Annotated in this window: 26 protein-coding genes; 7 read left to right on the top strand and 19 right to left on the bottom strand. The window is 55.2% G+C overall.

What is annotated here, in order from left to right; translation table 11 throughout:
• The 12 genes from ACWWFX_RS03620 to ACWWFX_RS03565 are packed head-to-tail and all read right to left on the bottom strand — an operon-like array spanning position 1 to position 9,867.
• Positions 1 to 579 (bottom strand): DUF3261 domain-containing protein, encoded by a 579-nt coding sequence (locus ACWWFX_RS03620; protein ID WP_473223233.1) that lies wholly within the window; start codon positions 577 to 579, stop codon positions 1 to 3.
• On the bottom strand, positions 576 to 2,897 hold the full coding sequence (locus ACWWFX_RS03615; protein WP_473223232.1) for an MMPL family transporter: 2,322 nt from the start codon (positions 2,895 to 2,897) through the stop codon (positions 576 to 578). Before ACWWFX_RS03615 ends, ACWWFX_RS03620 begins: the two co-directional genes overlap by 4 nt.
• The gene (locus ACWWFX_RS03610) at positions 2,866 to 3,471 is read right to left on the bottom strand and encodes an outer membrane lipoprotein carrier protein LolA (protein ID WP_473223231.1); all 606 of its coding nucleotides are present in this window, start codon (positions 3,469 to 3,471) and stop codon (positions 2,866 to 2,868) included. Before ACWWFX_RS03610 ends, ACWWFX_RS03615 begins: the two co-directional genes overlap by 32 nt.
• Entirely contained in the window at positions 3,468 to 3,890 is a 423-nt protein-coding gene (locus ACWWFX_RS03605; protein WP_473223230.1) for an acyl-CoA thioesterase, read from the bottom strand. Before ACWWFX_RS03605 ends, ACWWFX_RS03610 begins: the two co-directional genes overlap by 4 nt.
• Positions 3,891 to 3,893: 3 nt before the next feature.
• On the bottom strand, positions 3,894 to 5,570 hold the full coding sequence (locus ACWWFX_RS03600; protein WP_473223229.1) for a glycosyltransferase family 2 protein: 1,677 nt from the start codon (positions 5,568 to 5,570) through the stop codon (positions 3,894 to 3,896).
• Positions 5,561 to 5,914, bottom strand: coding sequence for an ApeI family dehydratase (locus tag ACWWFX_RS03595; RefSeq protein ID WP_473223302.1), 354 nt, complete (start codon positions 5,912 to 5,914; stop codon positions 5,561 to 5,563). Before ACWWFX_RS03595 ends, ACWWFX_RS03600 begins: the two co-directional genes overlap by 10 nt.
• On the bottom strand, positions 5,901 to 7,259 hold the full coding sequence (locus tag ACWWFX_RS03590) for a class I adenylate-forming enzyme family protein (RefSeq protein ID WP_473223301.1): 1,359 nt from the start codon (positions 7,257 to 7,259) through the stop codon (positions 5,901 to 5,903). Before ACWWFX_RS03590 ends, ACWWFX_RS03595 begins: the two co-directional genes overlap by 14 nt.
• Complete coding sequence (locus ACWWFX_RS03585) at positions 7,256 to 7,825, bottom strand: COG4648 family protein (RefSeq protein ID WP_473223228.1); 570 nt, start codon at positions 7,823 to 7,825, stop codon at positions 7,256 to 7,258. Before ACWWFX_RS03585 ends, ACWWFX_RS03590 begins: the two co-directional genes overlap by 4 nt.
• A gap of 6 nt (positions 7,826 to 7,831) precedes the next feature.
• Positions 7,832 to 8,083: an acyl carrier protein gene (locus ACWWFX_RS03580; protein WP_015963162.1), complete on the bottom strand. Its 252-nt coding sequence runs from the start codon at positions 8,081 to 8,083 to the stop codon at positions 7,832 to 7,834.
• 12 nt (positions 8,084 to 8,095) lie between these two features.
• Positions 8,096 to 8,353: a phosphopantetheine-binding protein gene (locus ACWWFX_RS03575; protein ID WP_456146343.1), complete on the bottom strand. Its 258-nt coding sequence runs from the start codon at positions 8,351 to 8,353 to the stop codon at positions 8,096 to 8,098.
• Between the two features lie 24 nt (positions 8,354 to 8,377).
• Complete coding sequence (locus ACWWFX_RS03570; RefSeq protein ID WP_276224558.1) at positions 8,378 to 9,148, bottom strand: lysophospholipid acyltransferase family protein; 771 nt, start codon at positions 9,146 to 9,148, stop codon at positions 8,378 to 8,380.
• Positions 9,145 to 9,867 carry a beta-ketoacyl synthase chain length factor gene (locus tag ACWWFX_RS03565; RefSeq protein WP_473223227.1) on the bottom strand — a complete coding sequence of 241 codons (723 nt, stop codon included), beginning with the start codon at positions 9,865 to 9,867 and terminating at the stop codon, positions 9,145 to 9,147. Before ACWWFX_RS03565 ends, ACWWFX_RS03570 begins: the two co-directional genes overlap by 4 nt.
• On the opposite strand from ACWWFX_RS03565, the gene ACWWFX_RS03560 reads away from it, so the two are divergent.
• Positions 9,845 to 10,276 (top strand): hypothetical protein, encoded by a 432-nt coding sequence (locus ACWWFX_RS03560; RefSeq protein WP_473223306.1) that lies wholly within the window; start codon positions 9,845 to 9,847, stop codon positions 10,274 to 10,276. The two genes, ACWWFX_RS03565 and ACWWFX_RS03560, sit on opposite strands and share 23 nt — an antisense overlap.
• Here ACWWFX_RS03560 and ACWWFX_RS03555 read toward each other — a convergent pair.
• The 3 genes from ACWWFX_RS03555 to ACWWFX_RS03545 all read right to left on the bottom strand — a co-directional run bounded on the left by ACWWFX_RS03555 (position 10,190) and on the right by ACWWFX_RS03545 (position 12,384).
• On the bottom strand, positions 10,190 to 10,366 hold the full coding sequence (locus ACWWFX_RS03555) for a YnfU family zinc-binding protein (RefSeq protein WP_276224560.1): 177 nt from the start codon (positions 10,364 to 10,366) through the stop codon (positions 10,190 to 10,192). The genes ACWWFX_RS03560 and ACWWFX_RS03555 overlap by 87 nt on opposite strands.
• 134 nt (positions 10,367 to 10,500) lie before the next feature.
• Entirely contained in the window at positions 10,501 to 11,730 is a 1,230-nt protein-coding gene (locus tag ACWWFX_RS03550) for an amino acid permease (protein WP_276224561.1), read from the bottom strand.
• A 189-nt stretch (positions 11,731 to 11,919) separates the two neighbouring features.
• Positions 11,920 to 12,384 carry a multidrug/biocide efflux PACE transporter gene (locus ACWWFX_RS03545; protein ID WP_473223226.1) on the bottom strand — a complete coding sequence of 155 codons (465 nt, stop codon included), beginning with the start codon at positions 12,382 to 12,384 and terminating at the stop codon, positions 11,920 to 11,922.
• Between the two features lie 96 nt (positions 12,385 to 12,480).
• Between ACWWFX_RS03545 and ACWWFX_RS03540 the strand changes: the two genes are divergently transcribed.
• The 3 genes from ACWWFX_RS03540 to ACWWFX_RS03530 all read left to right on the top strand — a co-directional run bounded on the left by ACWWFX_RS03540 (position 12,481) and on the right by ACWWFX_RS03530 (position 15,827).
• Positions 12,481 to 13,350: a LysR family transcriptional regulator gene (locus ACWWFX_RS03540; protein ID WP_276224563.1), complete on the top strand. Its 870-nt coding sequence runs from the start codon at positions 12,481 to 12,483 to the stop codon at positions 13,348 to 13,350.
• A gap of 100 nt (positions 13,351 to 13,450) precedes the next feature.
• Positions 13,451 to 14,644, top strand: coding sequence for an acetyl-CoA C-acetyltransferase (locus ACWWFX_RS03535; RefSeq protein WP_276224564.1), 1,194 nt, complete (start codon positions 13,451 to 13,453; stop codon positions 14,642 to 14,644).
• A 487-nt stretch (positions 14,645 to 15,131) separates the two neighbouring features.
• Complete coding sequence (locus ACWWFX_RS03530) at positions 15,132 to 15,827, top strand: oligogalacturonate-specific porin KdgM family protein (protein WP_231826343.1); 696 nt, start codon at positions 15,132 to 15,134, stop codon at positions 15,825 to 15,827.
• A gap of 185 nt (positions 15,828 to 16,012) precedes the next feature.
• Here ACWWFX_RS03530 and ACWWFX_RS03525 read toward each other — a convergent pair whose 3' ends face one another.
• A complete protein-coding gene (locus ACWWFX_RS03525) occupies positions 16,013 to 17,188 on the bottom strand; it encodes an oligogalacturonate lyase family protein (RefSeq protein WP_015963171.1) in 1,176 nt (391 codons plus the stop codon).
• Between the two features lie 461 nt (positions 17,189 to 17,649).
• On the opposite strand from ACWWFX_RS03525, the gene kduI reads away from it, so the two are divergent.
• From kduI to araE, 3 genes are all read left to right on the top strand, one after another.
• Positions 17,650 to 18,486, top strand: coding sequence for a 5-dehydro-4-deoxy-D-glucuronate isomerase (gene kduI / locus ACWWFX_RS03520; protein WP_108475934.1), 837 nt, complete (start codon positions 17,650 to 17,652; stop codon positions 18,484 to 18,486).
• A gap of 62 nt (positions 18,487 to 18,548) precedes the next feature.
• Positions 18,549 to 19,310, top strand: coding sequence for a 2-dehydro-3-deoxy-D-gluconate 5-dehydrogenase KduD (gene kduD, locus ACWWFX_RS03515; RefSeq protein ID WP_015963173.1), 762 nt, complete (start codon positions 18,549 to 18,551; stop codon positions 19,308 to 19,310).
• 312 nt (positions 19,311 to 19,622) lie between these two features.
• Positions 19,623 to 21,041 carry an arabinose-proton symporter AraE gene (gene araE / locus ACWWFX_RS03510; protein ID WP_456146339.1) on the top strand — a complete coding sequence of 473 codons (1,419 nt, stop codon included), beginning with the start codon at positions 19,623 to 19,625 and terminating at the stop codon, positions 21,039 to 21,041.
• A gap of 151 nt (positions 21,042 to 21,192) precedes the next feature.
• Here the strand turns inward: araE and ACWWFX_RS03505 are convergent, their stop codons facing one another.
• From ACWWFX_RS03505 to ACWWFX_RS03495, 3 genes are all read right to left on the bottom strand, one after another.
• On the bottom strand, positions 21,193 to 22,308 hold the full coding sequence (locus ACWWFX_RS03505) for an oligogalacturonate lyase family protein (RefSeq protein WP_473223225.1): 1,116 nt from the start codon (positions 22,306 to 22,308) through the stop codon (positions 21,193 to 21,195).
• Positions 22,309 to 22,375: 67 nt separating this feature from the next.
• The gene (locus ACWWFX_RS03500) at positions 22,376 to 23,662 is read right to left on the bottom strand and encodes an ABC transporter substrate-binding protein (RefSeq protein ID WP_276224513.1); all 1,287 of its coding nucleotides are present in this window, start codon (positions 23,660 to 23,662) and stop codon (positions 22,376 to 22,378) included.
• Positions 23,663 to 23,674: 12 nt separating this feature from the next.
• A complete protein-coding gene (locus tag ACWWFX_RS03495; RefSeq protein WP_276224511.1) occupies positions 23,675 to 24,802 on the bottom strand; it encodes an ABC transporter ATP-binding protein in 1,128 nt (375 codons plus the stop codon).

Raw genomic sequence — 24,802 nt, 5'->3', positions numbered from 1 at the left:
TCAGTCATCCAGGTATTGAATGGTGATGTGGTATTTGAAGGCGTGCTGCTCAATGCTGACCGGCTCGCGTTTGCCTTTACGCGTCAGGTAGGTTATCTCGGTTACCGTTTCGCCACGGGCGTTACGCAGCGCGCGTTTGTCGCCTGCGTCGGTGAGCGTCCAGCCTTTCGGCAACTGCGGCTGCCACGCGCTAATCGGCAGATAGCTGAGCATCACATCAGCCAGTACCTGGCTTGCGGGCGGCAATTGCGGTACGACGATGTTTTGTTCCGTGCGCAGGCCTTTTTCATCATAGGTCAGCAGGAACAGACGGATCCCCAGCGACGATAGCCCGGCGAGGGTAATTTTGTGTTCATCGGCATCCAGCATCACCATTAATGATTGGGTTTTGCCGTTGAAGGTGCCGGTCAAAAGCTGCTGCGACGTAAAAGCGGGCGTCATGCCCGCTTCAGGCAGCGTCACGCGCGCGCCCGGTTGCAGCCAGGCGGTGGGGCGTGTGCCATCATGATCGTGGCTACAGCCCGCAAGCAGTAGCGCGGTTGCCAGCGCAAGGGCGCGCCAGACGTTGCGTATCATCATCGTTTTTCTCTTTTTTTCGTTGGCATTGCCAGCGGCGACAGTAGCCAGGCAGTGAAGATACCGCAGACCAGGACAATCCCAAAACTGCTAATGGCCTGGGTGCTGCTGAAGACCAGCATGCCCAGCGTCAACAAGGTGGTCATCATTGCAAGCGTGATGGCGAGCAGCGACGTCAGCGGCGTGCCGCGCGGGTTGCTGAAGAACAGGGTGTAGTTAATGCCGATACCCAATACCAGCACCAGCGCCAACAGTGAGAAGAGGTTGACGCTGTGCCCGCTAAAGGAGAGCGCCGCCAGCCCGCAGCCCAGTGAGAGCAATGAAGGAAGCAAACTGATTAATCCCTTGCGCCAGCCCATTCGTACGACGGCGCCAATCGCGATAGCCGCCAGCGCCACACCGAGCAGCAGCGTTAATACCGTGCGGTACAGCCCGAACAGCGCATCGAAACTCTGTTTTCTGTCAACCCAGGCGACGCCGGTGTGTTGTTCCGCCAACGCCTTTAACGCCGCGCTATCTTTCACGCCGTCCACGGGAATGAGCACGCCGCTGACGCCACGCGGCAGCGTCAACCACATCAAGCGCCAGCCTTCGCTGACGGGGCTTGCCAGCCAGTCGGACACGTTCACCGGCATTGCGCGAAGGTCGGGTTTCACGTCAGGTAGCCCCGCCTGTTGCAGTGCCTGGCCGAGTGCGGGCGCGGCGTGATTAAGCAACGCCAAATCCTGCGCCTGACGCGCCTGTGAATTGAGCGGAATCGTGCGATAACGGGCGAGTAAGTCTTGCTGGCGAGCGGTATCCAGATGCGCGGTAAACGCCTCCATACGCGTCAGCGTCTGCTCTGGCGAATCGCCGTAGACCACAAACCATTTCTGATCGACGTTCTGCCCGGTGAGCTGCGTGATCTGCTTTTCCTGTTCCAGCAGATGCGGCGGCAGCGCCTGCAACTGGGCGATATCATCGTTAACGTGAAGTGTGGAAAGGCCGATCAGCGAAACCACGGTCAGCGCGGCGGGCAGGCCGTAAATCAGGGCGTTATTGCGTCGCCACAGGGCGAGCCAGCGCAGCAGCAGGCCGAGCATCGGCACCGGGCGCACCGGCAGCCCGCGGCACAGCCACGGATGCCAGAACACCACCGTCAGGCAGGACGCGCTCAGCCCCACGGCGGCAAAGATTGCCATCTGGCGAATGCCGGGGAAGGGGGCGAGCATCATAATCAGATAGGCGACAACCGTGGTCAGCAGCGCCAGCAGCAGCGCGTTTCGCACTTTGGCAAGGCTTTGCCACGGCGAGTTTTCCGCGCCGTGCACCATCCGTTCGGTCAGATAATAGAGCGTGTAGTCGGCAGAGATACCGATGATGCTCATGCTCATCACCAGCGTCATCAGATGCAGTTCGCCAAACAGCAGCAGCGTCACCGTGGTACCCGTCAGCGCGCCAATGCCGATGGAGAGCAGGCTCAACAACAGCGGACGCAGCGAGCGGAACACCAGCACAATCAGTAGCAGCACGCCGAATACCGTTGCCGCGCCGAGCGTGGAGATATCGCGTTTCGCCTGCTGGCTGGCGTAATCGCTGTACAGCACCGTGCCGCGCGATAAAACCTGCGCCTGCGGGAAGCGCGTTTTAAGCCGGGCTTCGGCGGCGGTCAGTTCCTGCACCAGTTGGTGGGTTTGCTGCATATCAAACGCGTCGCATTGCAGCTCACCGTGTAACAGATACCAGTAGTTACCGTCTTGATCCTGCGTTGCCAGCCAGCCGTCCATCAGGCGTAAGCGCTGGCTGCTTTGCATTAACGCCAGTTGCGAACCGCGCGTCAGCATGAAGGGATCGTTTTGCAGTTCTTTGCCGCTGACGCCGGAAAAGGCGGAGTAGAGCTGCGAGAGGACCCACTGCGCCTGCGCCTCGCCGCCGTTTTGCAGGCGAGCGCGGGTGGCGCTGTCTACCATGCCGTTACGATGCTGCCAGTAAAACACGCCCCAGTCCTGCTGGTTTTTGGCATCCATCGGGCCCTTCACCTGCGCCAGCGCCGGAGTGCTTTTTAGTTGCTCAAACCACGCCTGCGCAACGTGGGGATCGGGCGTTTTACCGGGGCTGACCAGCCACATCATTTGCTTATCAAGGCGCGAGATAAAACCGTCGTTCAGCGCGGGTGGAATGTTGCCCAACGCCTGTTTTGGTAACATCGCCAGCACGCTGCTGTTCATCCTCGCACCGGGTAACAGCGCCAGCAGCGTACCCAGCAGAATCAGGCAAAAAACAGCCCAGATGAGCGCCGGACGGCGGGCGTTATTGGGCGCTAAAACGTTGTTGTTCGTCATGGGTCAGGGTGGCTGGCGTCAGGCGGTGTTGTGAGAGGGCGATATCGGTGCGGTCACCCTGTTGATCGTTCAACTGGATCGTTTCGAGAAACTGCTGCCCGCTCAGGTCGATAGAGGCAAAAATCTTATCCAGCGGCGAGGTAATGGGCGTCAGGCGCAGCGCCCAGCGGTTATCGCCTTTGTCCTGAAGGTTGATGCGGAAGTTTTGTTCCAGCACGCGGCGGTCGGCCTGGAATAAGGCGCGCAGCAGATGATTGAGCTGGAACATCTGCGGGTTATTCTCAGCGGTGATCACCTGCGGCGGCTGGCCGTTAACCTGCTGTACCATGCGGGTGTCGGTAAGCATCAGCTGCATGGGGAACGGCGTTTTCTGATCCCACAGTAAGCCGTTGTCGCGGGCAATCAGCATCTCGCCCTGGGAACGCAGCGGCTGCGGCATCGTTTTAATGGTGCGGGTTTGCTCGAAGTGGGCGCGCACGATCGGTTGTTCGGTAAAACGCTGTTGCAGGGTGTCCAGCGTCACGGCGTGCACCCACGGCGCAATCAACAGGCAAATAAGCGGCAGGAATTTCATGGCGCGACTCCCATGCGTTCAAAAAGGACTGCCGGGCTGACGAAGCACATCTCTTTGCTGGCTTCCTCAACCGCCACCTGGATGGTGTAGCCGGTGGTGGTGCGCTTGCCGCTTTCGGCGTCGAAAATCTGGTAGGCAATGCGCAGTCGGTTTTCGTACTCTTCCAGATGCGCCCGCACGCGGATACGCTGCTCGAAGGTCAGGGCATCGCGATATTTGACGCGCGTATCCACCACTGGCCAGACGTAGCCTGACGCTTTCATCTGGCGATAGCCGTAGTCGAACTGGTTGAGCAGCGCTTCGCGAGCAATTTCGAAATAACGGAAATAGTTGCCGTGCCACACCACGCCCATCGCATCGACGTCATGAAACGGGATGGTGAGTTCAATCTCAGTGGTAAAGCGGGGATCGTTAAGCACCCTTTACTCCTTATTGGCCGCGTCGGGCAGCCGCCAGAAATCAAAAAAGTTAAACCAGTCCAGCGGCGCCAGAAGCGCATAATGCTCCAGCCGCTGTGCATAGCGGTCTACTGCCTGCTGAAGCGCCGCCTGGCGCTCTGCGCGCGGCAGCAGCAACGGGTTGGCGAACGGTTCGCAATGAATGTGTAATTGGCCCTGCTGTTTCAGTGCGAAAATCAGTAAGGTCGGGCAGCGCAGCAGCGCGGCGAGAATAAACGGCCCCTGCGGGAACGGCGCGGGCTGGCCCATAAAGCGGCTCCAGATAACGCGCCAGTCGCCGCCGCGCTGACGGTTAACGGCAATGCGATCGCCGACGATCGCCACCCATTCGCCGCGATCCAGTTTCTCTTTCAGCAGCATGGCGGTATCCGGGCCGATGTCGGTGACCGGCATCAGGTTCAGCCCGGCCTGCGGCGCCATTTCCTGCATGATCTTCTTAAATCGCTGGGCGTTTTCACTGAACACCAGCGCGTTGATCACCCGGCCTTCTTCGCGCTGCGCCAGCGCCCGACAGGCTTCCACATCGCCAAGATGCGACGCCAGCAGCAGTTTGCCGCGCGGTTCATGCATCGCCAGCGCCGCTTCCGCGCCGGGGGCAAACACCACCTCGTGGCCAAAACGCAGCTCCCCGCGCCAGCTGGCGACTTTATCAAGCATCGCCTCGCCAAAGCGCAGAAAGTGGCGATAGCTGCTCAGCGGCCTGGCGTTCGGCTGCTGTTGATGTACGCGTGCGAGCCACTGCTGCGAGGCGCGCCGTTCTGTTGCAGCAATCAGCCAGTACACTGCGACCACCGGTTTCAGCAGCAGCGAAAATGCGCCACGCCCCAGCCGTTGCCACACATGCAGCATCAGGCGCATGCCCCATAATCCCTTTACCTCTTTTTGCTCTGCCCAGTGCACATTGCGACGTCGAAACAGCAGCGACGGAATACGCGGCAGCATGCCGAAGAAAAGGCGGGTGTGCATCCACGAGATGCGTACGTTGTCTTTCAACGCATCGAAATGGGAAAGCCCATCCTGCGGGTAGGTGACGCGCGTTGGCAGAAAATAGCTGCGATGACCTTGCCAGTAGAGACGCACCATCACTTCGGTGTCGAAATCCATTCGCTTGCCGAGCGGCACACGCTGTGCAAGTTGCAGCGTCGGCGTAACCGGATAAACGCGAAAACCGCACATGCTGTCTTTAAGCTGCAATGACAGGGTTTCAATCCACACCCAGACGTGGGTTATCCAGCGGCCATACAGGCGTGAGCGGGGGATGGAGTCATCGTAAATCGGCTGACCCGAGATCAGCGCCTCGGGATGTTGCTGCGAAAGTGCGAGCAGCGCCGGGATATCTTCAATCGCGTGCTGCCCGTCGGCATCAACCTGCACCGCATGGCTGAAACCCGCGCGCGCCGCCTCTTCCAGCCCGCGGATCACCGCCGCGCCTTTCCCCGCATTGTGCGGCTGGCGAATGAGCGTGACGCTGGGGTGATTGTCGGCAAGCGTGCATAATTCACGCCGGGTAGCGTCGTCGCTGCCATCGTCGACGAGGATAATAGGCAGGGCAAACGGCGCAAGACGCGTCAGTACCCGCGCCATCATCGCGCCGTGGTTGTAGCAGGGGATCACCACGCAGGGCGTGAAGGTTAGCGGCATAAACGGATTTTCCCGCTGCTGGTGGTGTGGCGCGCGTTACCGTCGTGGCGCTGATAGCAGAAGGCGAGTATCTGGCGCGATGCCTGCCAGGTCAGCGTTAAGGTGATGCGGTTTTCCGGCAGTAGCGGCGCCTGGAACTTCACATTTTGAATACTGTGAAAGCGATAGTCAGGCGTCAGTAAACGGCTGGCATAGTGCATGACCCAATCCAGTTGTGCGACACCCGGCAGTAGCGGCTGGACGGCAAAGTGGCCTTGAAACCAGAACAGCGTGGCGGGCAGGTGCAGGACAATCTCCGCCTCGCCCGCGCCCGTGTGCTGGCAGGAAATTTCATCGGGCGTCATGGTCATGAAAGTACTCCTGTAATTGCGCATCGATGCGCTTATTCATTGTATTCACTGGAATAACATCTACCACGCGCCAAAAGCGGGGAAGGGCAACGGGCTCCAGCCACGGGCGCAGCGCCTGACGCCACGCCTGCTCCCGTTTGTGGCTCGCGCGCTGCCAGGCCTGGCGTGCATCATCAGTAAGCACTAACAGCACGCCGACACTCTGCCGCGTGCCGCGTGTAAGCAGTATGGCTGCGGCATCGCGCACGCCCTCCAGCGATAACACGCGCTGTTCGACTTCCGCCAGCGAGACCCGTTTTTCGGCGATTTTTACCACCCGACCGCGCCGCCCAAGCAGATGAAAGTGGTTATCCGCAGTGAAGCGTAGCGCGTCTTCCAGCAGTAGCCCGGCGGGCTCGGCAATCAGCGGCGACATCACGCGCCACTCGTTGCTCTCTGCCGTGAACGTCACGCCGGAGAAGGGCTGCCAGGCGATCTCCTCCGCATTGCGTTGCCGCCACGCAAGTACGCCCGTTTCACTACTGCCGTAAATTTCGTCGGGCCAGACGTTTAGCCAGCGAAACGCGTGCTGCGCATCCTGCCAGTGCAGCATACCGCCCGCGGTTATCACCATGGCGACATCAGGGGCCGTCAGCCGCGCATCCAGATGCTTCAGAAACGCCGGGCTACTGATGAACAGATAACGCTGCTGCGCATCGAGCGCGGCCAGTTGTTCAGGCCAGGCAAGGATGTCGGCATGCAGCGGCAGGCCCAATGACATCGGCAGAAAAATGCGGAAAGTCAGGCCGTAGAGATGCTGCGGCGAGACGGAAGCGACCACCCGACAATCGGCCAGTCGCCCGGCAAAGCGCGCGGCCAGAAGGGCGGATTCTGCATCCAGCGCCACCAGGCTTTTGTAAATGCGTTTGGGCTGCCCGGTAGAGCCGGAGGTAAAAAGCTCCAGTCCCGCATCATCGGGTATCGCGGGAAGCGGTTGTGCATCGCCACGGGCGTGGGTATTGATGATGCGTAAAGGGCCATCCCAGCGCAGAGGTCCATCGCTTAAGACGCCGTCGAACAGCGCTCGTTGTTCCTCAAGTAGCGCGGGGCGAGCGTGGCCCGGCAACACCGGCGTTTTTCCGGCATGCAGCGTCGCCAGCAGGGCAACAAGAAACAGATAGCTCTCTTCCAGACACAGCGCCCAGCGCTGGCCCTTCTGCGTTTGCAGCCACGCGCAGTGCGCGGCCACGTCGTTGCGCAGTTGGCCCAGCGTCCAGAGGCGCTCGCCTGACCAGGCGATGGGCGTGCTGTCGGGGCGTTCGGCACTCAGCCAGCGGGATAACGGGCGAGGCACGTTCATGCGGTTTCTCGCTTCATCACCCGGCGGCGCACCAGCCATTCACCGCCCATCAGCGCGCCCATCAGCAGGTAGGCGATCATCCCGTTCCACGAGCTCCACAGTGCCATATCGCCAATCTGCGCGGTAATCAGGGCCACACTGCCGTTGAGAATAAAAAAACCGCACCAGATTTGCGTCACGCGCCGCGTGTAGCGCACACCTTGCTCAGAGAGTTGCGGATATTGCAGGCGCGCCAGCCGTTCAACCAGCGGCATCGCGCTGAACAGTGAACTGCCAAACAAGGCGAGCATGATGCTATTGACCGCCACAGGCCAGTAGAGCAACAGCTGATGCGTTCCCAGCAGCGCGCTGGTAAGACAGAGCGCCAGCCCGGCTAGTGCGACGCTTTGCATTACCCGGCGCATCGGCCCGGCGTTGTCCTGCGCCTGACGCAGGCGAAGCAGCAGAACGACCGCCAGCATGGGCAGCAGCCATTGCAGGCCGTTATGCGCCAGGCCAAACCAGACCAAAAATGGCCAGGCCAGCAGCACACACGCGGTGATTATCTTGAGGAGCGGTAAACGCACGAAAAATCAGGCTTCCCGCAGCAGGCGCTCGACGGCGTCAACCACATCCTGCACGGTGCGCACGGCTTTGAACTCTTCCGGCTTAATTTTCTTGCCGGTCTTTTTCTGCAACTGGACGATCATATCCACAGCATCAATGCTATCGAGTTCAAGATCTTCATACAGACGCGCCTCGGGGGTGATTGCCGCCGGGTCGACTTCGAACAGTTTTACCAGCAGGGAAGTGACTTCCTGATAGACAGCAGTTTGGTCGGTCATGATGGCATCTCCTCAGGCGCGTTGGGATTGAATAAAGGCAGCGAGCGTCGCCACCGAATAGAAATGCTGACGCATCGCTTCATTTTCAGCAGAAAGCACAATGCCATACTGGTTTTTTACCGCCAGCCCCAGCTCCAGCGCATCAATAGAATCCAGGCCTAAACCGTCGCCGAACAGGGCCGCATCGCTATCGATGTCGTCCACGCTCAGTTCGTCCAGATTCAATGTGTTAATGATGAGATGTTTAATCTCAGAATAGAGCTCTTGCATCGTTAATTCCTGCACAATGATGTTTTAACAAAATAATTGTAATTTCTGTAAAAGATGCCGGTTTAGCGCACGCGCGGCCAGCGCCGGTTCTTGCTTATTCGCGGTAATAAAGTCGTTAATACAGATTCGTTCCTGAACGATAACCTCAAACTGCGGCGTCGTCTCCGGGACGTGATACCACGGGCGCTGCTTATCCAGCAGGTGCTCGCTACAGCGTATGCTCACCAGGCGTAAGTCGCGTTCGCAGCGCACCGCAATATTGGCGGCGCCGCGCTGGAGAGTCATGGTTTCGCCGTGGCGAGTACGCGTGCCTTCCGGGAAAATGACCAGCGTGTCGCCGCGCTGCAAACGGGCCTGGCTTTCGGCCAGCAGTCGTTCTGCCTCGCTGTTTACCAGGTAATCTGCTGCGCGGATCACGCCGCTGACAAACGGGTTCTTCAACAGTGCGCTCTTTACCAGACAGTCTGTTTCCGGCATCACCGAGGCCAGCAGCACATAATCAATTAGCGTCGGATGATTTGCCACCACCAGGCAACCGCGCGCCTGACGTAAAATATCAGCACCCTGCACGCGATAGCGCAGCACCCCCGTCACGCTGGCGAACCCCAAAAAAGCGCGGAAGCTGGCCGAAATACTGCGGCGCGCCAGGCGACGGCGTTTGTCGTCATCGCGTATGACCAACAGCAGCAGGTTAAACCAGCACAGCGAGAGCAGCAGGCCGCCCAGACCAAACAGCGCAAAACACAGTACGGTCATCAGTAATCGCCAAAGGTGATTGATGCGCCTGGCGATCATGTCCGGCTCCAGCTCCAGCGTAACCGTTCGCCTTCAAGGGCGAAATGGGCTGTGCGGCCCAGGTAATTCTGTAAAAATTGCAGGCTTTGCGGCAGCGCGGGCTCTTCTTTCGTTCCGCCCGGCTCGGTGATGCACTGAACCTGGTCACCCGCCTCAATCACCAGCGCTGTCGCAAAGGCCCAGGCAGGCATCTGCGCGGGTAATGAGGCACGGTAAAAATCTGGCAGCGTACCGTCAAAATCGACCATTAAAATACGCTGGTGGCCCGCCTGTAGCAGGCACATTACCTCGCATAAGCCTTGCAGGAACGTGTCGCGCCCGGCGCTCAGCGATGAAGAGACAATCGGCTGCTTTGCGGCGATGGTGAGATTTCCAACCGCCGCGTTATGCACTGACATTGCGAAATCGGTCGGTGAAATAGCTTCGTCGCTCGCCAGCGCGCTAAGGATACGGTAATTACGCTCCAGCTCGCCGTGGCGACTGGTATACAGCACGGCATCAATGGCATGGCGACGCAGCAGGGTAAGTCCACATTCTACGGCCAGCTTGCTACCCGAACTCAGGCGGCGCGCGGTCATCATCGGCAATTCAACCAGTTTCGCCTGCGGGCTGGCAGGGTCAATGGCATAAGGCGATTGCGCCCATGACAGCCACTGGTCAGCCTCGCCCAGTCCAGGCGCTCGGGCGATCCAGTCGATGATGTTGAATGCTAATTTCATTAACGCGCGTCCGCGAATCAATAGTTATGATGATAAGCCTGCAATATTGTACAGGGTTGTGGTAGCGCAAGCGAAAATATATGCCAAGCCAGCAATAGCGCAGGCTGAGGCCCATTTCGATAACGTATTTTTAATATTTTTTACGCCAGGATGTTTCTTAATTAGCGGGAATGAAATAGACGTTTACGCTAAGTATTCGCTAATCCGCCCGCACAACGGGCGTGGATATGTGCATCAGGTCGATACACGAGCGTGCTGTGCGGGAGGCACGGGCTTTCTCCTGGAACGTGATGAATTACGTCACAGAGAGCCGATAGAGAGATTATTCGCTCTGAACTTTACTTTCAGAAGGGATAAAGAGGGTGCTGCAGAATGGGCAAATCAGGTTTTTACTTTTGTAGACGCGTGAGGCGCTGTGCTCGGCGGTTTTACTGCATTTCGGGCAAGGGATCTTGACCAGGAATGAACTTGTTTTCGTACGTTTAGGGGTATGAGCCATAAATATTTCCTATGTTTTTTGGAGCGCATACCATACACCCGGACGGCCAGTATCCTTAGCGTTTTATGCTGAATCGAATAAATAAGTCGAAAAGACAAGGAAAAGCGGGCAGCTCATGCTGCCCGTTATCGGTGTTATCCGAGGAACATCACTGAGACGCAGAGCAGACCAACAATCAGCGTAATCAGGCTGCCGATAGAACGGTATGGCTTCAGCGACGGGATGAGGTACGTAGAAAGCGTCGGCATGATAAACAGAATCATGGCAATCAGCGGGCCGCTTATCGCGTAGATCATCGAAATAGCGTTCGGGTTGATGCAGCAGACGATGAAGGTCAGCGTGGAGACCAGCAGAATCGACAGCATGCGGTTAAACGAACGGCTTTTGCGCACGCCAACCTGATTCAGCGACGCTTTAACCATCTCGCTCGCGCCTTCAATCACGCCAAAGTAGGTGCCGAGGAACGATTTCGACATTGCCACAATCGCCACAATAATGCCGGATACGGACAGCCAGTTTGGCGAGTTGGGCATCATCGACAGCGCTGACAGAATCGTCACGCCCTGATCTTTGGCGGTATTGATGTAATCCACCGGAATGGAGAGCAGGCAGCTGAAGACAAAGAACAGCACGCTCAGGCAGATAATCAGATACGCGACCTTCATGATTTTTTTGCATTTACCCATCGCGAGCTCGCCATATTTCTCTCTGCGGTCGATGGCGAAGGTAGAGATAATTGGCGTATGGCTAAAAGCGAAAACCATCACGGGGATGGATAACCACACCTGGTGCAGCGTGTGCGGCGTCACTTCCATTTGCCCGGTGAGTAGCGCGGGCTGCCAGCTGCCTGTCAGGTAAATCGACAAAAACAGGAAGTAGGCGATCAGCGGGAACACCAGGAAGCCCATCACTTTGATGGTGGCCTGGCGACCGGCAAGGAAAATCACGTTCAGCAGCAATACCACGCCAAGGCTCACCAGCACGCGTACCGTCAGATCGACCGGCATATGCTTGGCTATCTGTTCGGTAATGGAGTTAGTGATGGCGACGGCGTAAATCAGAATCACCACAAAAAACGCCAGGAAATAGAGCGCGGTGATGAGGTTGCCAATTTTTTTGCCATAGTAGTGGGTGACTGCGCCGGTTATCCCGACACCCGCAGGGGTGTTGGAGGAGAGGATAAACTGGCACAGGGCGCGATGCGGCCAGTACGTCAGCGGCCACGCGACCAGCGCGGTAACAAACAGTACCACGGCCCCTGCTGATCCCAACTGGATCGGCAGAAACAGGGTACCGGCGCCTACAGCCGTGCCGTACAGGGCAAAGCTCCAGAGCGTCTCTTCTTTTGACCAAATTTTAGACATTATGCGAATTTAATAACCATGGAACATACAAAATGGAGCGTAATTTACCATAATTATGATTCGTGGTGGTTATGAATACTATTGAGTGTTTTTATCCCTCACCCTAACCCTCTCCCAGAGGGAGAGGGGACAGATTGTGCACATACGTAACTCACCCTCTCCCTGTGGGAGAGGGCCGGGGTGAGGGCATCAGCGCGCACAATCCAACGCCCGTTGCACACGGCGCTTCATTACGCGCTCGCGCAGCATGTCGTACACCCAGTTATAGAGCATGGTGTATGGCAGGAAGAACAGGAAGAAACCAATCTCCAGCGTGAGTGCCTGCATCAGGGTTACGCCCAGCACCGCCGACACAATGCTCACCCCAATCACAATAAAGCCACACTCAAATCCCAACGCGTGGAAGGCGCGGATTTTCGCCGTACGGGTGACGCGCGTCACCGGCCACAGGCGGTCAAAAATGGCGTTATAAATGATATTCCACACCATCGCCGTGGTGGCGAGGATGATGGTTAACCCACCCATTTCGAGCACCGAACGTTGCATCAGGTACGCGGCGGTCGGGGCGAGGATCGCCGTGGCGATGCCCTCAAAGCACACGGCGTGGAAAATGCGTTCCGGCAGCTTTCTGCGGTGAAGGTTGTCGTTTTGCATGGTGATATTACCTCAATTTGTTCTCTGTATTGCTGGGCATTTTATGGATAAATATGATAAGTAAAAGATAGATTCCATCGATAAAGTAGATAGATCATGCGCTATTCTCCCGAAGCCCTTACCGCATTTGTTGAAACCGTCGACAGTGGTTCGTTTTCCGCTGCCGCGCGGCGCTTACGAAAAAGCCAGTCCACCATCAGTACCGCCATTGCCAATCTTGAGGCCGATCTCGGTGTGACGCTGTTCGATCGCACATCACGCCAGCCGGTACTGACGGCCGAAGGTCAGCGCGTGCTGAGTTACGTGCAGGCGATTCTGGCCGCCAGCGAGCGGCTGGATGAACTGGCGGTGGCCCTGAGCAGCGAAACGGAAGCGCGGCTGGCATTTGTATTGTCCGATACGCTCCACCCGGATGTGCTGGAGGAGCTGATGGTGCAGTTCGATCGGCGTTTTCCGCACACAGAATTCGAATGTCTGGTGGGTGAGGACGATGATGTTATCGATTTGCTGCAAAAAGGCCGCGCGCAGGTGGGGCTGATTGAGGCGCGGGAAAGTTATCCTACCGATATTGGCCATACTCGCCTGCCGATGCAGACGCATATGGCTATTTACGTTTCCCTCGATCATCCGTTAACCGCGCAGCCCAGCGTCGAGTGGGATCAACTGCATACCTGGCGTGAGCTGCGGCTGAATACCTATCTTGAAAATCGGCCCACGCCTGCGCGCGGCCCGGTGTGGTCTGCGCCTAACTATCTGATGTTGATGAGTATGGCCGCACAGGGATTCGGCTGGTGCGTGCTGCCCTGTGCGCTGGTGGAGGAGTTTTCCTGCTCCGCACCGTTAACGATGCTGACGCTTCCCGGCTGGCCGATCGCTGTCTCTATCGATTTGCTGTGGAACAAAAGCGCGCCGCCGGGCGCGGCCGGAAGCTGGGTCAAAGCGTATCTGCAACAGGTGTCAGCCTGACGGAAAACCTTTGTGATAAATCTCACTTTTTTTAAACAATTACGATAAAAGTTGATAACAATCATCTACTATAGCCGGGTTATTTTGCGCTGAGGTAGAGATGAAAGATGTCGTTATCGTAGGTGCAGTCCGTACACCCATCGGCTGCTTCCAGGGGGCGCTCTCCCGCCATTCGGCTGTCGAGCTGGGCAGCCTGGTGATCAACGCGCTGGTTGAACGCAGCGGGATTGAGCCGCATGTTATTGATGAAGTGATTATTGGTCAGGTGCTGACGGCGGGCACCGGGCAAAACCCTGCCCGGCAGTCGGCGATTAAAGGCGGCCTGCCCAATACCGTTTCAGCCATCACCATCAATGACGTCTGCGGCTCGGGTCTGAAAGCGCTGCATCTGGCGACGCAGGCTATTCAGTGCGGTGAAGCGGATGTGGTGATCGCGGGCGGCCAGGAGAACATGAGCCGCGCGCCGCATGTTCTGACCGACAGCCGCACCGGCGCGCAGTTGGGTAACAGTCAGCTGATTGATAGCCTGGTGCACGACGGATTGTGGGACGCGTTTAACGATTATCATATGGGCGTGACGGCGGAGAATCTGGCACGCGAATATGGCATCAGCCGTGAACAACAAGATGCCTGGGCGCTAAGTTCCCAGCATAAGGCGCGCAAGGCGATTGATTCCGGACGCTTTCGTGCTGAAATCGTCCCGGTAGTGAATGCGCAGCCGAACGGTGAAGCGTTGCGTGTCGAAACCGATGAACAGCCGCAAACCGATCCCAGTGCGGAAGGCCTGGCGCGGCTTTCTCCCGCATTCGATCAGCTGGGTTCCGTCACCGCCGGGAATGCGTCGTCGATCAACGATGGCGCTGCGGCGGTGTTAATGATGAGTGAAAGCAAAGCGCTGGAGCTGAATTTACCGATCCTGGCGCGCATCCGCGCGTTTGCGAGCGTCGGTGTCGATCCCGCGCTGATGGGGATTGCTCCGGTGTACGCCACCCGCCGTTGCCTGGAGCGTGCGGGCTGGCAACTGAACGATGTTGATCTTATCGAAGCCAACGAAGCGTTTGCCGCGCAGGCGATTTCTGTCGGCAAGATGCTGGAGTGGGATGAGCAGAAAGTGAATGTGAACGGCGGCGCTATCGCCCTGGGTCACCCTATTGGCGCTTCCGGCTGCCGTATTCTGGTGTCTCTGGTTCACGAAATGATGAAACGCGATGCCCGAAAAGGCCTGGCGACGCTGTGCATTGGCGGCGGTCAGGGCGTGGCGCTGGCCGTGGAACGTGATTTGCCTGCTGCATAATCTCTTACAACGCTACTAAAATCCCCGGTAGCGTTAAGATTACCCTGAGTTAATCCCTCTTTATCCCCCTCACTATTAACGCTAATACAAATGACGTAACGAAAAGCTTTTTGCTTACACTTTTGTCGTCGTTTGTAATGTTTTGCGTTGCGTTAATTCTATAAAAAGCACATTAATAAAATCCTTATTATTTGATGAAATAAAATAACCATGGTTATTTTATTTTTTACTGCATTTATAACTTATTGATTTTTATCGGTTATTTAAAAGATGTGTTTTAGCGGATTATGTGTGAAAAATGAATTGCATGTGACTTATATCTCATATTTATGGTGTTTTGACATTTTTTTATTGAAGCCGATCACGCCATTTCGTGCCGTATTTTTTGAAACAAATAATTACGATCCTGATCACTAAAACACATAAGTTAAAAAAATAAAATGCAATTCCATAAAAACGAAACATGATTTCAATTGAGGGATAGCAAATGTTTAAAAAAACTCTGGCCCTGGCTGTATTGTGTGGAGCATCTTTTGCTGCATCAGCGGTAACTGTCGATTTACGTCATGAATTCATTGATGGTGGTAAAACAGATAAATCTAACGCTGACCGCGTTTCTGTTTCTCATCGATTTGCAAATGGCTTTGGTTTCTCTGTCGAAGCAAAATGGAAATCGGGTGGTGATAATACCGATAAGCCGTATGCGGATTTTATTGGTAATGGTCACGAAGAGACGATTAGCTGGCAGTGGAAAGCCAATAAGAATTTCTCGGTAACGCCGGGATTCAATATTGAAAGTAATGATAGCCGCTCTATTTACAAACCGAACCTGCGTGTTCAATACAGCTTCGACAGTGGTTTTTATGTCGCCGCGCGTTATCGTTATGATTACACGCGCTATCCTTCTAATGCCGGTAAAGATGATGACAAAGTCAACCGTGGCGATGCCTGGGCGGGTTATGTGTTCGGCGACTGGCGTACCGAGCTGAACTATGTTTATGCGCGCAGCACCGAAGGTACCGCGCGTAATAATAACAAACCATATTCTCAGGAATATAACGTTAAGCTGGCTTACCGTTGGGATAAAAACTGGGCGCCGTATGGCGAAGTGGGTAACGTGGGTGTGAATGACCGTAACGATCGCCAGACGCGTTTCCGTGTCGGTGTGGCGTATACCTTCTAATTAATTCTTCCACCTCGTTATTAACCCGGCGTAGTTAGCCGGGTTTTTCTGTTTTCTTTTTTTCCTGTAATCATATTTCTAATATAAACGGCAGATAAAAAAAAGGCCCTCCACAAAGGAGGGCAAGGCCAGTTACAGAAACACTACATCAAATACTCATTCACTCATACTTCATATTCAGCCATTCAGGCCTGAATAAAATCACGCTGCGCCGGGAGTTTGGCGATATAAAGCGCCGGTTTCCCGTCTTTGTCGGAGCTGAACAGCACCGCGCCATCGTGTGGCAGGAAAGAAGGGTGCGGATGCGTGACCTGGCGGCTGTTTTGCACCGTCGCCCAGGAGGTGTCATGACGCGCGATGCGGAAGTACGCTTTTTTCGCCACGTCGAAACCGTATAAATAGGGATCGTTGTCGATGGTGTAGCCGCTGGTGTCTTTCACATCGACCGGCGTACCAGATCCATCACCGACCAGCAGCGTACCGTCGAAGTTGCTCATCAGATGCGAACAGGCCGGCATCTGCATCAGCGCTTCGTTGACGCCGGTGTCCGGGTTGTAACGATAAATAGTGCGACCCTGCTTGCCCTTCAGATAAGAGACATACACCAGCGCCGAACCGTTCGGTACCCAGAATTCATGGGTGCAGCTTTCGCCTTCCGCATGCTCTTTGACTTTGCGCACGTTGCTGCCGTCTTCGTTTACCAGCCACATACGGGCATCGACCAGATCGTGCGGGCCTTCGTGGCAGAACGCGACGGTATTATCATCGAACGGGCGGTAAATGGGGTGGCCGAGCCAGTTTTTCTCTTCGTGAATAACTGAGCTTTCACCGGTTTGCAGGTCAACGCGCAGCAGGCGGCAGTGTGGGCCTTTATGGAAGAAGTCGTGGAACAGCTGCCAGCTGTTGAGCGGCGTCCAGTCACTTTTGGCAATCTCAATGCCCACCAGTTTGGTACAGTCGCTGTTGGAAACCCAGGTACCGTAGCCGACCCATTCGTCCGGCACGCGATACACTTCCCGTTCCACCAACGTTTTCAGGTTCACTTCCAGCAGGGTGCGATCGTTTTTCACGTAGTAGAGCGATTTGTCATCCGGCGAGAGAAAACCGCCGAAAGTGTTATCGCCTTCACCTTCCGTTAATTGCACCGCTTCTGCATTGGCGACATCCAGCAGGTAGTAGTTCCAGTGGCCGTCGAACTCACCCGCGAACAGCAGATGGCTGCCATCATTGAAAAAGCACTTCTGATAGAAGTAGTTACGATGACAGGTGACTTCTGGTGGGGTTAAGCGGGTGACTTCCGCGCCTGTGTCTGGATCGCGGCTGACCTCATAGTTCAGTTTTACCCGCATACCTTTAGCCATGTTGCACTCCTTTTTCTCAAGCAATGGTGGCGTAACGCTCACCGGCCGATGTGGATGTCGTTTTAAAAATGTAGTGATAATTTATCAAAACGTCGTTTCATTGTTTGTGATGGTGAGCGCATTTTGTACGAAAAGGCAGTAAATTCAATCCAGAGGACGTTGTCCAGCACGATGTCTCCATAAATGAACTTTGTTTTCTGACGGATATTTCTCACATTTCAGTTAATTCTCAATGTTTCTATTTTACTGAATTAGAAAGACTTTATTTTTTCACGGGCGATAAGGGGAGGCATATTCGTGATCCCTTTTGCATTTTCAGTAATATTAAGCAGAAAAAGTGAAACAACGTTTTAATTGTAATTGAAAACCCATTTCATCAGCGATAAGATGACCTCATTGACAAAGCGGAACCCTGTTTCAGGTCGCTTAATAAAGAACAACAGATTTTCTGGAGGCATTCGGTGGACGTAAGACAAAGCATTCATAGTGAACATGCAAAAACGCTGGATACGCAGGGCCTGCGCAACGAATTTCTCGTTGAGCAAGTCTTTGTCGCGGATGAGTACACCATGGTGTACAGCCATATCGACCGCATCATTGTCGGCGGCATTATGCCGGTGGCGAAAACCGTTTCCGTGGGCGGTGAAGTGGGCAAACAACTGGGCGTGAGCTACTTCCTGGAGCGTCGTGAGCTGGGCGTTATCAACATCGGCGGCGCAGGCACCATTACCGTTGACGGTAAATGTTATGAAATCGGCCACCGCGACGCGCTGTATGTCGGGAAAGGGGCAAAAGAAGTGGTCTTCGCCAGCGTCGATACGGCTAAACCGGCGAAGTTCTACTATAACTGCGCACCGGCCCACACCACTTATCCGACCAAAAAAGTCACGCCGGATGACGTTTCTCCGGTCACGCTGGGCGATAACCTCACCAGCAACCGTCGCACCATCAATAAATACTTTGTGCCTGATGTGCTGGAAACCTGCCAGCTTAGCATGGGGCTGACTGAACTCGCGCCGGGAAATCTGTGGAATACCATGCCGTGCCACACCCACGAGCGCCGTATGGAAGTGTACTTCTACTTCAATATGGATGAGGACGCCTGCGTGTTCCATATGATGGGGCAGCCGCAGGAAACACGTCACATCGTGATGCATAACGAACAGGCAGTGATTTCGCCGAGCTGGTCTATTCACTCTGGTGTGGGTACTAAAGCGTATACCTTCATCTGGGGAATGGTTGGCGAGAACCAGGTCTTTGATGACATGGATCACGTGGCGGTTAAGGATCTGCGCTAAGTCGCGGGCAGCAAAAGAAATAATGCCTGTCGCGAACAGGCGCAATCAATAAGGAATTTAACATGATTTTAGATGCATTTTCGTTACAGGGTAAAGTTGCCGTCGTCACCGGTTGTGATACCGGCCTGGGCCAGGGTATGGCGGTTGGCCTCGCGGAAGCGGGCTGCGACATCGTGGGTATCAACATCGTTGAGCCGGCTGAGACCATCGAGCGCGTCACCGCGCTGGGTCGTCGCTTTCTGAGCCTGACTGCCGATCTGCGTTCCATCGACGGCATTCCGGCGCTGCTTGATCGTGCGGTAGCGGAATTCGGCCATATCGATATCCTGGTCAACAACGCTGGTCTGATTCGTCGTGAAGATGCTATCGACTTCAGCGAAAAAGACTGGGACGACGTGATGAACCTGAACATCAAGAGCGTGTTCTTTATGTCTCAGGCGGCGGCGAAACACTTCATCGCGCAGGGCAAAGGCGGCAAAATTATCAATATCGCTTCCATGCTCTCCTTCCAGGGCGGGATCCGCGTGCCGTCTTACACCGCATCTAAAAGCGGCGTGATGGGCGTAACTCGCCTGATGGCCAACGAGTGGGCGAAACATAACATCAACGTTAACGCTATCGCGCCGGGCTACATGGCGACCAACAACACCCAGCAACTGCGTGCGGATGAAGAGCGTAGTGCGGCGATCCTCGACCGTATCCCGGCAGGTCGTTGGGGTCTGCCGAGCGATCTGATGGGGCCGATTGTTTTCCTGGCTTCCAGCGCATCCGATTACATCAATGGCTACACCGTCGCGGTGGATGGCGGTTGGCTGGCTCGCTAATTTCGGGTTAGCGGTAAGAACCCTGCTTCGCGGCAGGGTTTTTTTTGCCTGTTAATCACATCAATCCATATCGCATAAATTGATTTATCCATGTGATTATTTCCATATTGAAATCATTAATAATAAATTTATTTAAAAACAGACAATTAAAAATAATTGATGAAATACGCGCCAATTTTAAAATTGTAATGTCCATCACATAACCGATATGTGCAGCTATTTAATCCATATCTACGCGATGAACCGCCTGACGTATTTCTATAGAAATCCCGTATGTTCAGGGAATGTTTTATACAGTGCAGGCAGGAAAAGATGGTTACCTTAAATAGTGATTCAGTTGTGTCTCCACGCTCGCTGCGCGATACGCGGCGAATGAATCTGTTTGTCTCCGTTTCTGCGGCGGTTGCCGGTCTGTTGTTTGGTTTAGATATTGGGGTGATTGCCGGGGCGCTGCCCTTTATCACTGACCACTTTGCCCTGAGCAGCCGTTTGCAGGAGTGGGTGGTCAGCAGCATGATGCTCGGCGCGGCGCTGGGTGCGCTGTTTAACGGCTGGCTCTCTTTCCGGCTTGGGCGTAAATACAGCCTGATGGCGGCGGCGGTACTGTTCGTGTTGGGGTCGCTGGGCTCTGCGCTGGCCAGCAGTGTGGAAATTCTGATTGCGGCGCGTGTGCTGTTGGGCGTCGCGGTGGGGATTGCCTCTTACACTGCACCGCTTTATCTCTCTGAAATGGCGAGCGAAAACGTGCGCGGTAAGATGATCAGCATGTATCAGTTGATGGTCACCCTGGGCATTGTGCTGGCGTTCCTCTCGGATACCGCATTCAGCTACACCGGTAACTGGCGCGCGATGCTTGGCGTGCTGGCGTTGCCGGCGGTGATCCTGATTGTACTGGTGGTCTTCCTGCCGAACAGCCCGCGCTGGCTGGCGGAGAAAGGGCGGCATATCGAAGCAGAAGAAGTGTTGCGTATGCTGCGCGATACCTCTGAAAAAGCGCGTGAAGAGCTGAATGAAATTCGCGAAAGCCTGAAGCTGAAGCAGGGCGGCTGGAAGCTGTTTAAAGCTAACCGTAACGTACGCCGCGCGGTGTTCCTCGGTATGCTATTGCAGGCGATGCAGCAGTTTACCGGGATGAACATCATCATGTATTACGCGCCGCGCATCTTCAAAATGGCGGGTTTCACCACCACGGAACAGCAGATGCTGGCGACGCTGGTCGTCGGGTTGACCTTTATGTTTGCCACCTTTATCGCCATCTTTATGGTGGATAAAGCCGGGCGTAAACCGGCGCTGAAGATTGGTTTTAGCGTGATGGCGCTGGGTACGCTGGTGCTGGGCTACTGCCTGATGCAGTTCGATAACGGCACGGCGGGAAGCGGGCTTTCATGGTTGTCGGTTGGCATGACCATGATGTGCATTGCCGGTTATGCGATGAGTGCCGCGCCGGTGGTGTGGATCCTGTGTTCTGAAATTCAGCCGCTGAAATGCCGCGACTTTGGTATTACCTGTTCCACCACAACCAACTGGGTCTCCAATATGATTATCGGCGCGACCTTCCTGACACTGCTCGACAGCATCGGCGCGGCAGGTACGTTCTGGCTCTATACCGGGCTGAATATTGCCTTTATCGGTATCACGTTCTGGCTGATACCGGAAACCAAAAATGTCACGCTGGAGCATATCGAACGCAAACTGATGGCAGGAGAGAAGCTGCGCGATATTGGGGTGTGAAGGACAGTTGGGGTGAGTGCGCGCTGATGCCCTCACCCCGGCCCTCTCCCACAGGGAGAGGGAGAAGTAGCTATACCCACTGGGAGGCCGAGAAGTAACAATTGTGCACAGTCGGTTCCCTCTCCCTGAGGGAGAGGGTTAGGGTGAGGGTTTACACCTTCGCCAAATACAGCGCCGGCATTCCCTCTACATCCGATGTATACAGCACCCATTGATTGTCCTGTGAAAACGAAGGGTGCGGATGCGTCACCTGGCGGTCTCCGTCCAGCACCTTCCAGCTACTGTTATGCTGACAGACCGCTTTCTGCTCCCCGCTGTGAATATCAAACACCCAGATAAACGGATCGTTACTACCGTTATGCGGCGCACCGTCGCCCACAACGAGCGAGCCGTCATGATTACTCATCAGGTGAGAGCAGGGTGGGATCGCCATCAGCAGCGTATTCTCAAGCGTTGCCGGATCGGCGCGATATAAATAGCGCTGCGGTGCGTTCTCCTGATGCGCCACGTAATAAAGCGCGGAGCCATTCGGCACCCAGAATTCATGGGTAAAACTTTCCCCTGGCTGATGCTGGCGAACCTTGCGCAGGTTAGTGCCGTCGGCATTGATGAGCCACATGCGCGCATCGATCGCATCGCGTGGGCCTTCGTGGCAGAACGCCACGGTATTATCATCAAACGGGCGGTAAATCGGATGCCCCAGCCAGCGCTTCTCCTGCAAAATAGTGCGCTGTGCACCCGTTTTCAGGTCGATGTTGATCAGGCGGCACTCCGGCTGCGTAAAGTAGAAATCGCGGAATTTGCCCCAGTCGGTCAGCGGCTGCCAGTCGCTTTTTTTGATTTCGATGCCGACAAGCTGGGTACAGTCGCTGTTGGCGACCCATGTTCCATAGGCCACCCAGGCGTCATCGACTTCGTAAATCACCTGCTCTTCCAGCGAATCGAGATCAACGCGCCTTAGCTGGCGGCTGTTTTTGACATACCATAGCGCCTGGTCGTCTGCGGAAAGGAAGCCGCCGAAGGTGTTATCGCCTTCGCCGTCCGTTAACTGCGTAGCGTGCTGCGCTTCAAGGTCCAGCAGGTAGTAATTCCAGTGCCCTTCAAACGCACCGCCAAAAATGAGTTTGTTGCCATCGCGGGTAAAGCACTTTTGATAGAAGTAGTTGCGGTGACAAATAATATGCGGCGGCGTCAGGCGAATAACCTCATGCCCCGTTTCGTGGTCCGGCTGTGAACGGAAATTTAGCGGGATGATTTTACCTTTCATCAATCAGCTCCTGATAAAAAAATACCCCGCCGCCGAAGCGCCAGGGTATTGAGAGACACGGTGGGGATTAACGCATGGCGCGACGCAGAATACGTTCCGCCTGGCGCTGGAAGTCTGTGGCAGCCTCTTCCACGGATTTCTGACCATAATCGATGTATTGCAGCGTGGTGCCGAACTGGGCGACGATCTGCGGGTCATCAAAGTACGGCGACACGCTCAGTTTGGTCGGCAGAGACTGCGCCAGACGCAGGCCGGATACCGCCGGATCATCCTCTTTGATGATGCCGTCTTCGGTCAGGAATTTCACCGCTGCCTTGCTCAGGGGCACGCCGCGCTCCAGGCCCAGCGTATCGACCGCTTCTTTGTTGTTCAGCAGGAAGTTGATCAACTTCGCTGCCGCTTCCGGGTTTTTCGTCGACTTACCGATAGAGAGCATCTGCGCCGGTTTGAAGAACAGGCCCGCGTCGGTTGCGCCTTCCAGCATCGGATAGTTACCCAGCTCCAGTTTTGCTGGCGGCTTCAGGTTGTCGGAATATTTGTTGATGGTGGAGTTCCACATGTAGGTTCCACCCCATTCGCCCTGGATCCACGGTTTCATTTCGTACATGTTGCTCTTACCGAAAGAGGCGTAGTACTTGGTATCCGGCATCACGTGGCTGTCGATGAGCTTTTTGTACATCTGGAAAAACTCGTTCCATTGGTCTTTGCTCCAGGCCAGTTTTTTGGTCTGTTCGTCAATGGCGGCCGTGTTGTACTTCTGCACCATATACGAGTTCAGCAGCGCCAGCGTATCCTGATGCTCAAGCACCACCGGGTAGTACTGCTTACCCAGTTTGCTTTCGAAGGTTTTTCCCGCTTCCATCAGCGCGTCCCAGGTTTTCGGGTACTCCACGCCGGCTTTTTTCCACGTTTCATCGTTGAAGTAGAACACGCGCGCGGTCACGGAAATCGGAATGCCGTTCAGCTTGCCGTTCACCGTGGTGGTTTGCAGCTCTTTGGCATCGAACTGGCTCAGGTCGATGACATCTTTCATTTTATTCAGGTCGTAGAAGCCATCGCCCGTTTTGGAGAAAATCGGCAACCAGTTCCAGTTGGTTTGCATCACATCCGGTTCGGTACCGCCCGCAATCTGGGTGGTCAGACGGGAGAGGTGACCATCCCAGCCGGTATATTCCGCTTTAACGTTGATGTCAGGGTTCTGTTTATGGAACTCTTCCAGCGCCTTCAGAGTGACCTGGTGACGGCCATTACCGCCCCACCAGGACATACGTAAATCCACATCTTTTGCCATTGAGGGTAAAGCAGTCAGCCCCAAAATGGTGGAGATTGCTGCGCTTAAAAGCACTTTTTTCATTTTAATACTCCATTAAAGAGAGAGGTTCTGTTCTGTTTTTGCGTCAAAGATATGACACTTATTCATATCAAACTTAAAGTACACTTTACGGTTAAGCCCTTTATCAATCATTGGCTTAGCTTCATCCGATGGAATGCGTGCCGTCAGTTCGTAGTTGGCTACTTTCAGGTAAACGAAGAACTCATGGCCCATGTTTTCAACGCGAACCATCTCGCCGGTACAGCCGCCTTCAGCAAACGGTTCGTCCGCCACCGACACGAATTCCGGGCGAATACCGTAGAACACATCTTCATTTTTATGGCCCGCCAGTTTCTGCTCTAACACGTTGCTCAGCGGCAGGAACTCGTCACCGATGGTCAGATAGAGGTGTCCCTCTTTATCCACCAGTTTGCTGGCGCGAATGTTCATTTCCGGTGCGCCGATAAAGCCCGCGACGAACATGTTTTTCGGCTTGTGGTAGAGGTTATCCGGCGTATCGACCTGCATGATGTGACCCAGCTTCATGACGCAGATACGGTCGCCCATGGTCATCGCTTCGGTCTGATCGTGGGTGACGTAAACGGTGGTCGCCGGTTTGCCCGATTTCTTCAACTGCTTATGCAGGTCAGAAATACGGATGCGCATCGATGCACGCAGTTTGGCGTCAAGGTTGGAGAGCGGTTCATCGAACAGGAACACGTCTGGCTTTTTCACAATCGCGCGGCCTACGGCCACACGCTGTGCCTGGCCGCCGGAGAGCTGGCGCGGCAGCCTGTCCAGCAGTTCATCCAGCTCAAGAATTTTCGCCGCTTCATCGACCTGCCTGTCGATTTGATCTTTCGGCATTTTGCTCAGCTTCAGGCCGAACGCCAGGTTCTCGCGCACGGTCATGTGCGGATAAAGCGCGTAGTTCTGGAACACCATCGCAATGCCACGCTCTTTCGGCGCGAGGTTATTCACCACTTTCTCGCCGATGCGCACTTCGCCACCGCTGATGGTTTCCAGCCCGGCCAGCATACGCAGGGTGGTGGATTTGGCGCAGCCCGATGGGCCAACGATCACCATAAATTCGCCTTCAGCAATTTTAAGGTCGATACCATGTACCGCTTTGAAGCCGTTGGAGTACACTTTTTCCAGTTTGTTGAAAATCACTTCAGCCAT

This window comes from Pseudocitrobacter sp. 2023LY-00077, from assembly GCF_055796175.1.
The sequence above is the reverse complement of the archived record's forward strand: the minus strand, read 5'-3'. Positions and strand labels throughout refer to the sequence as shown.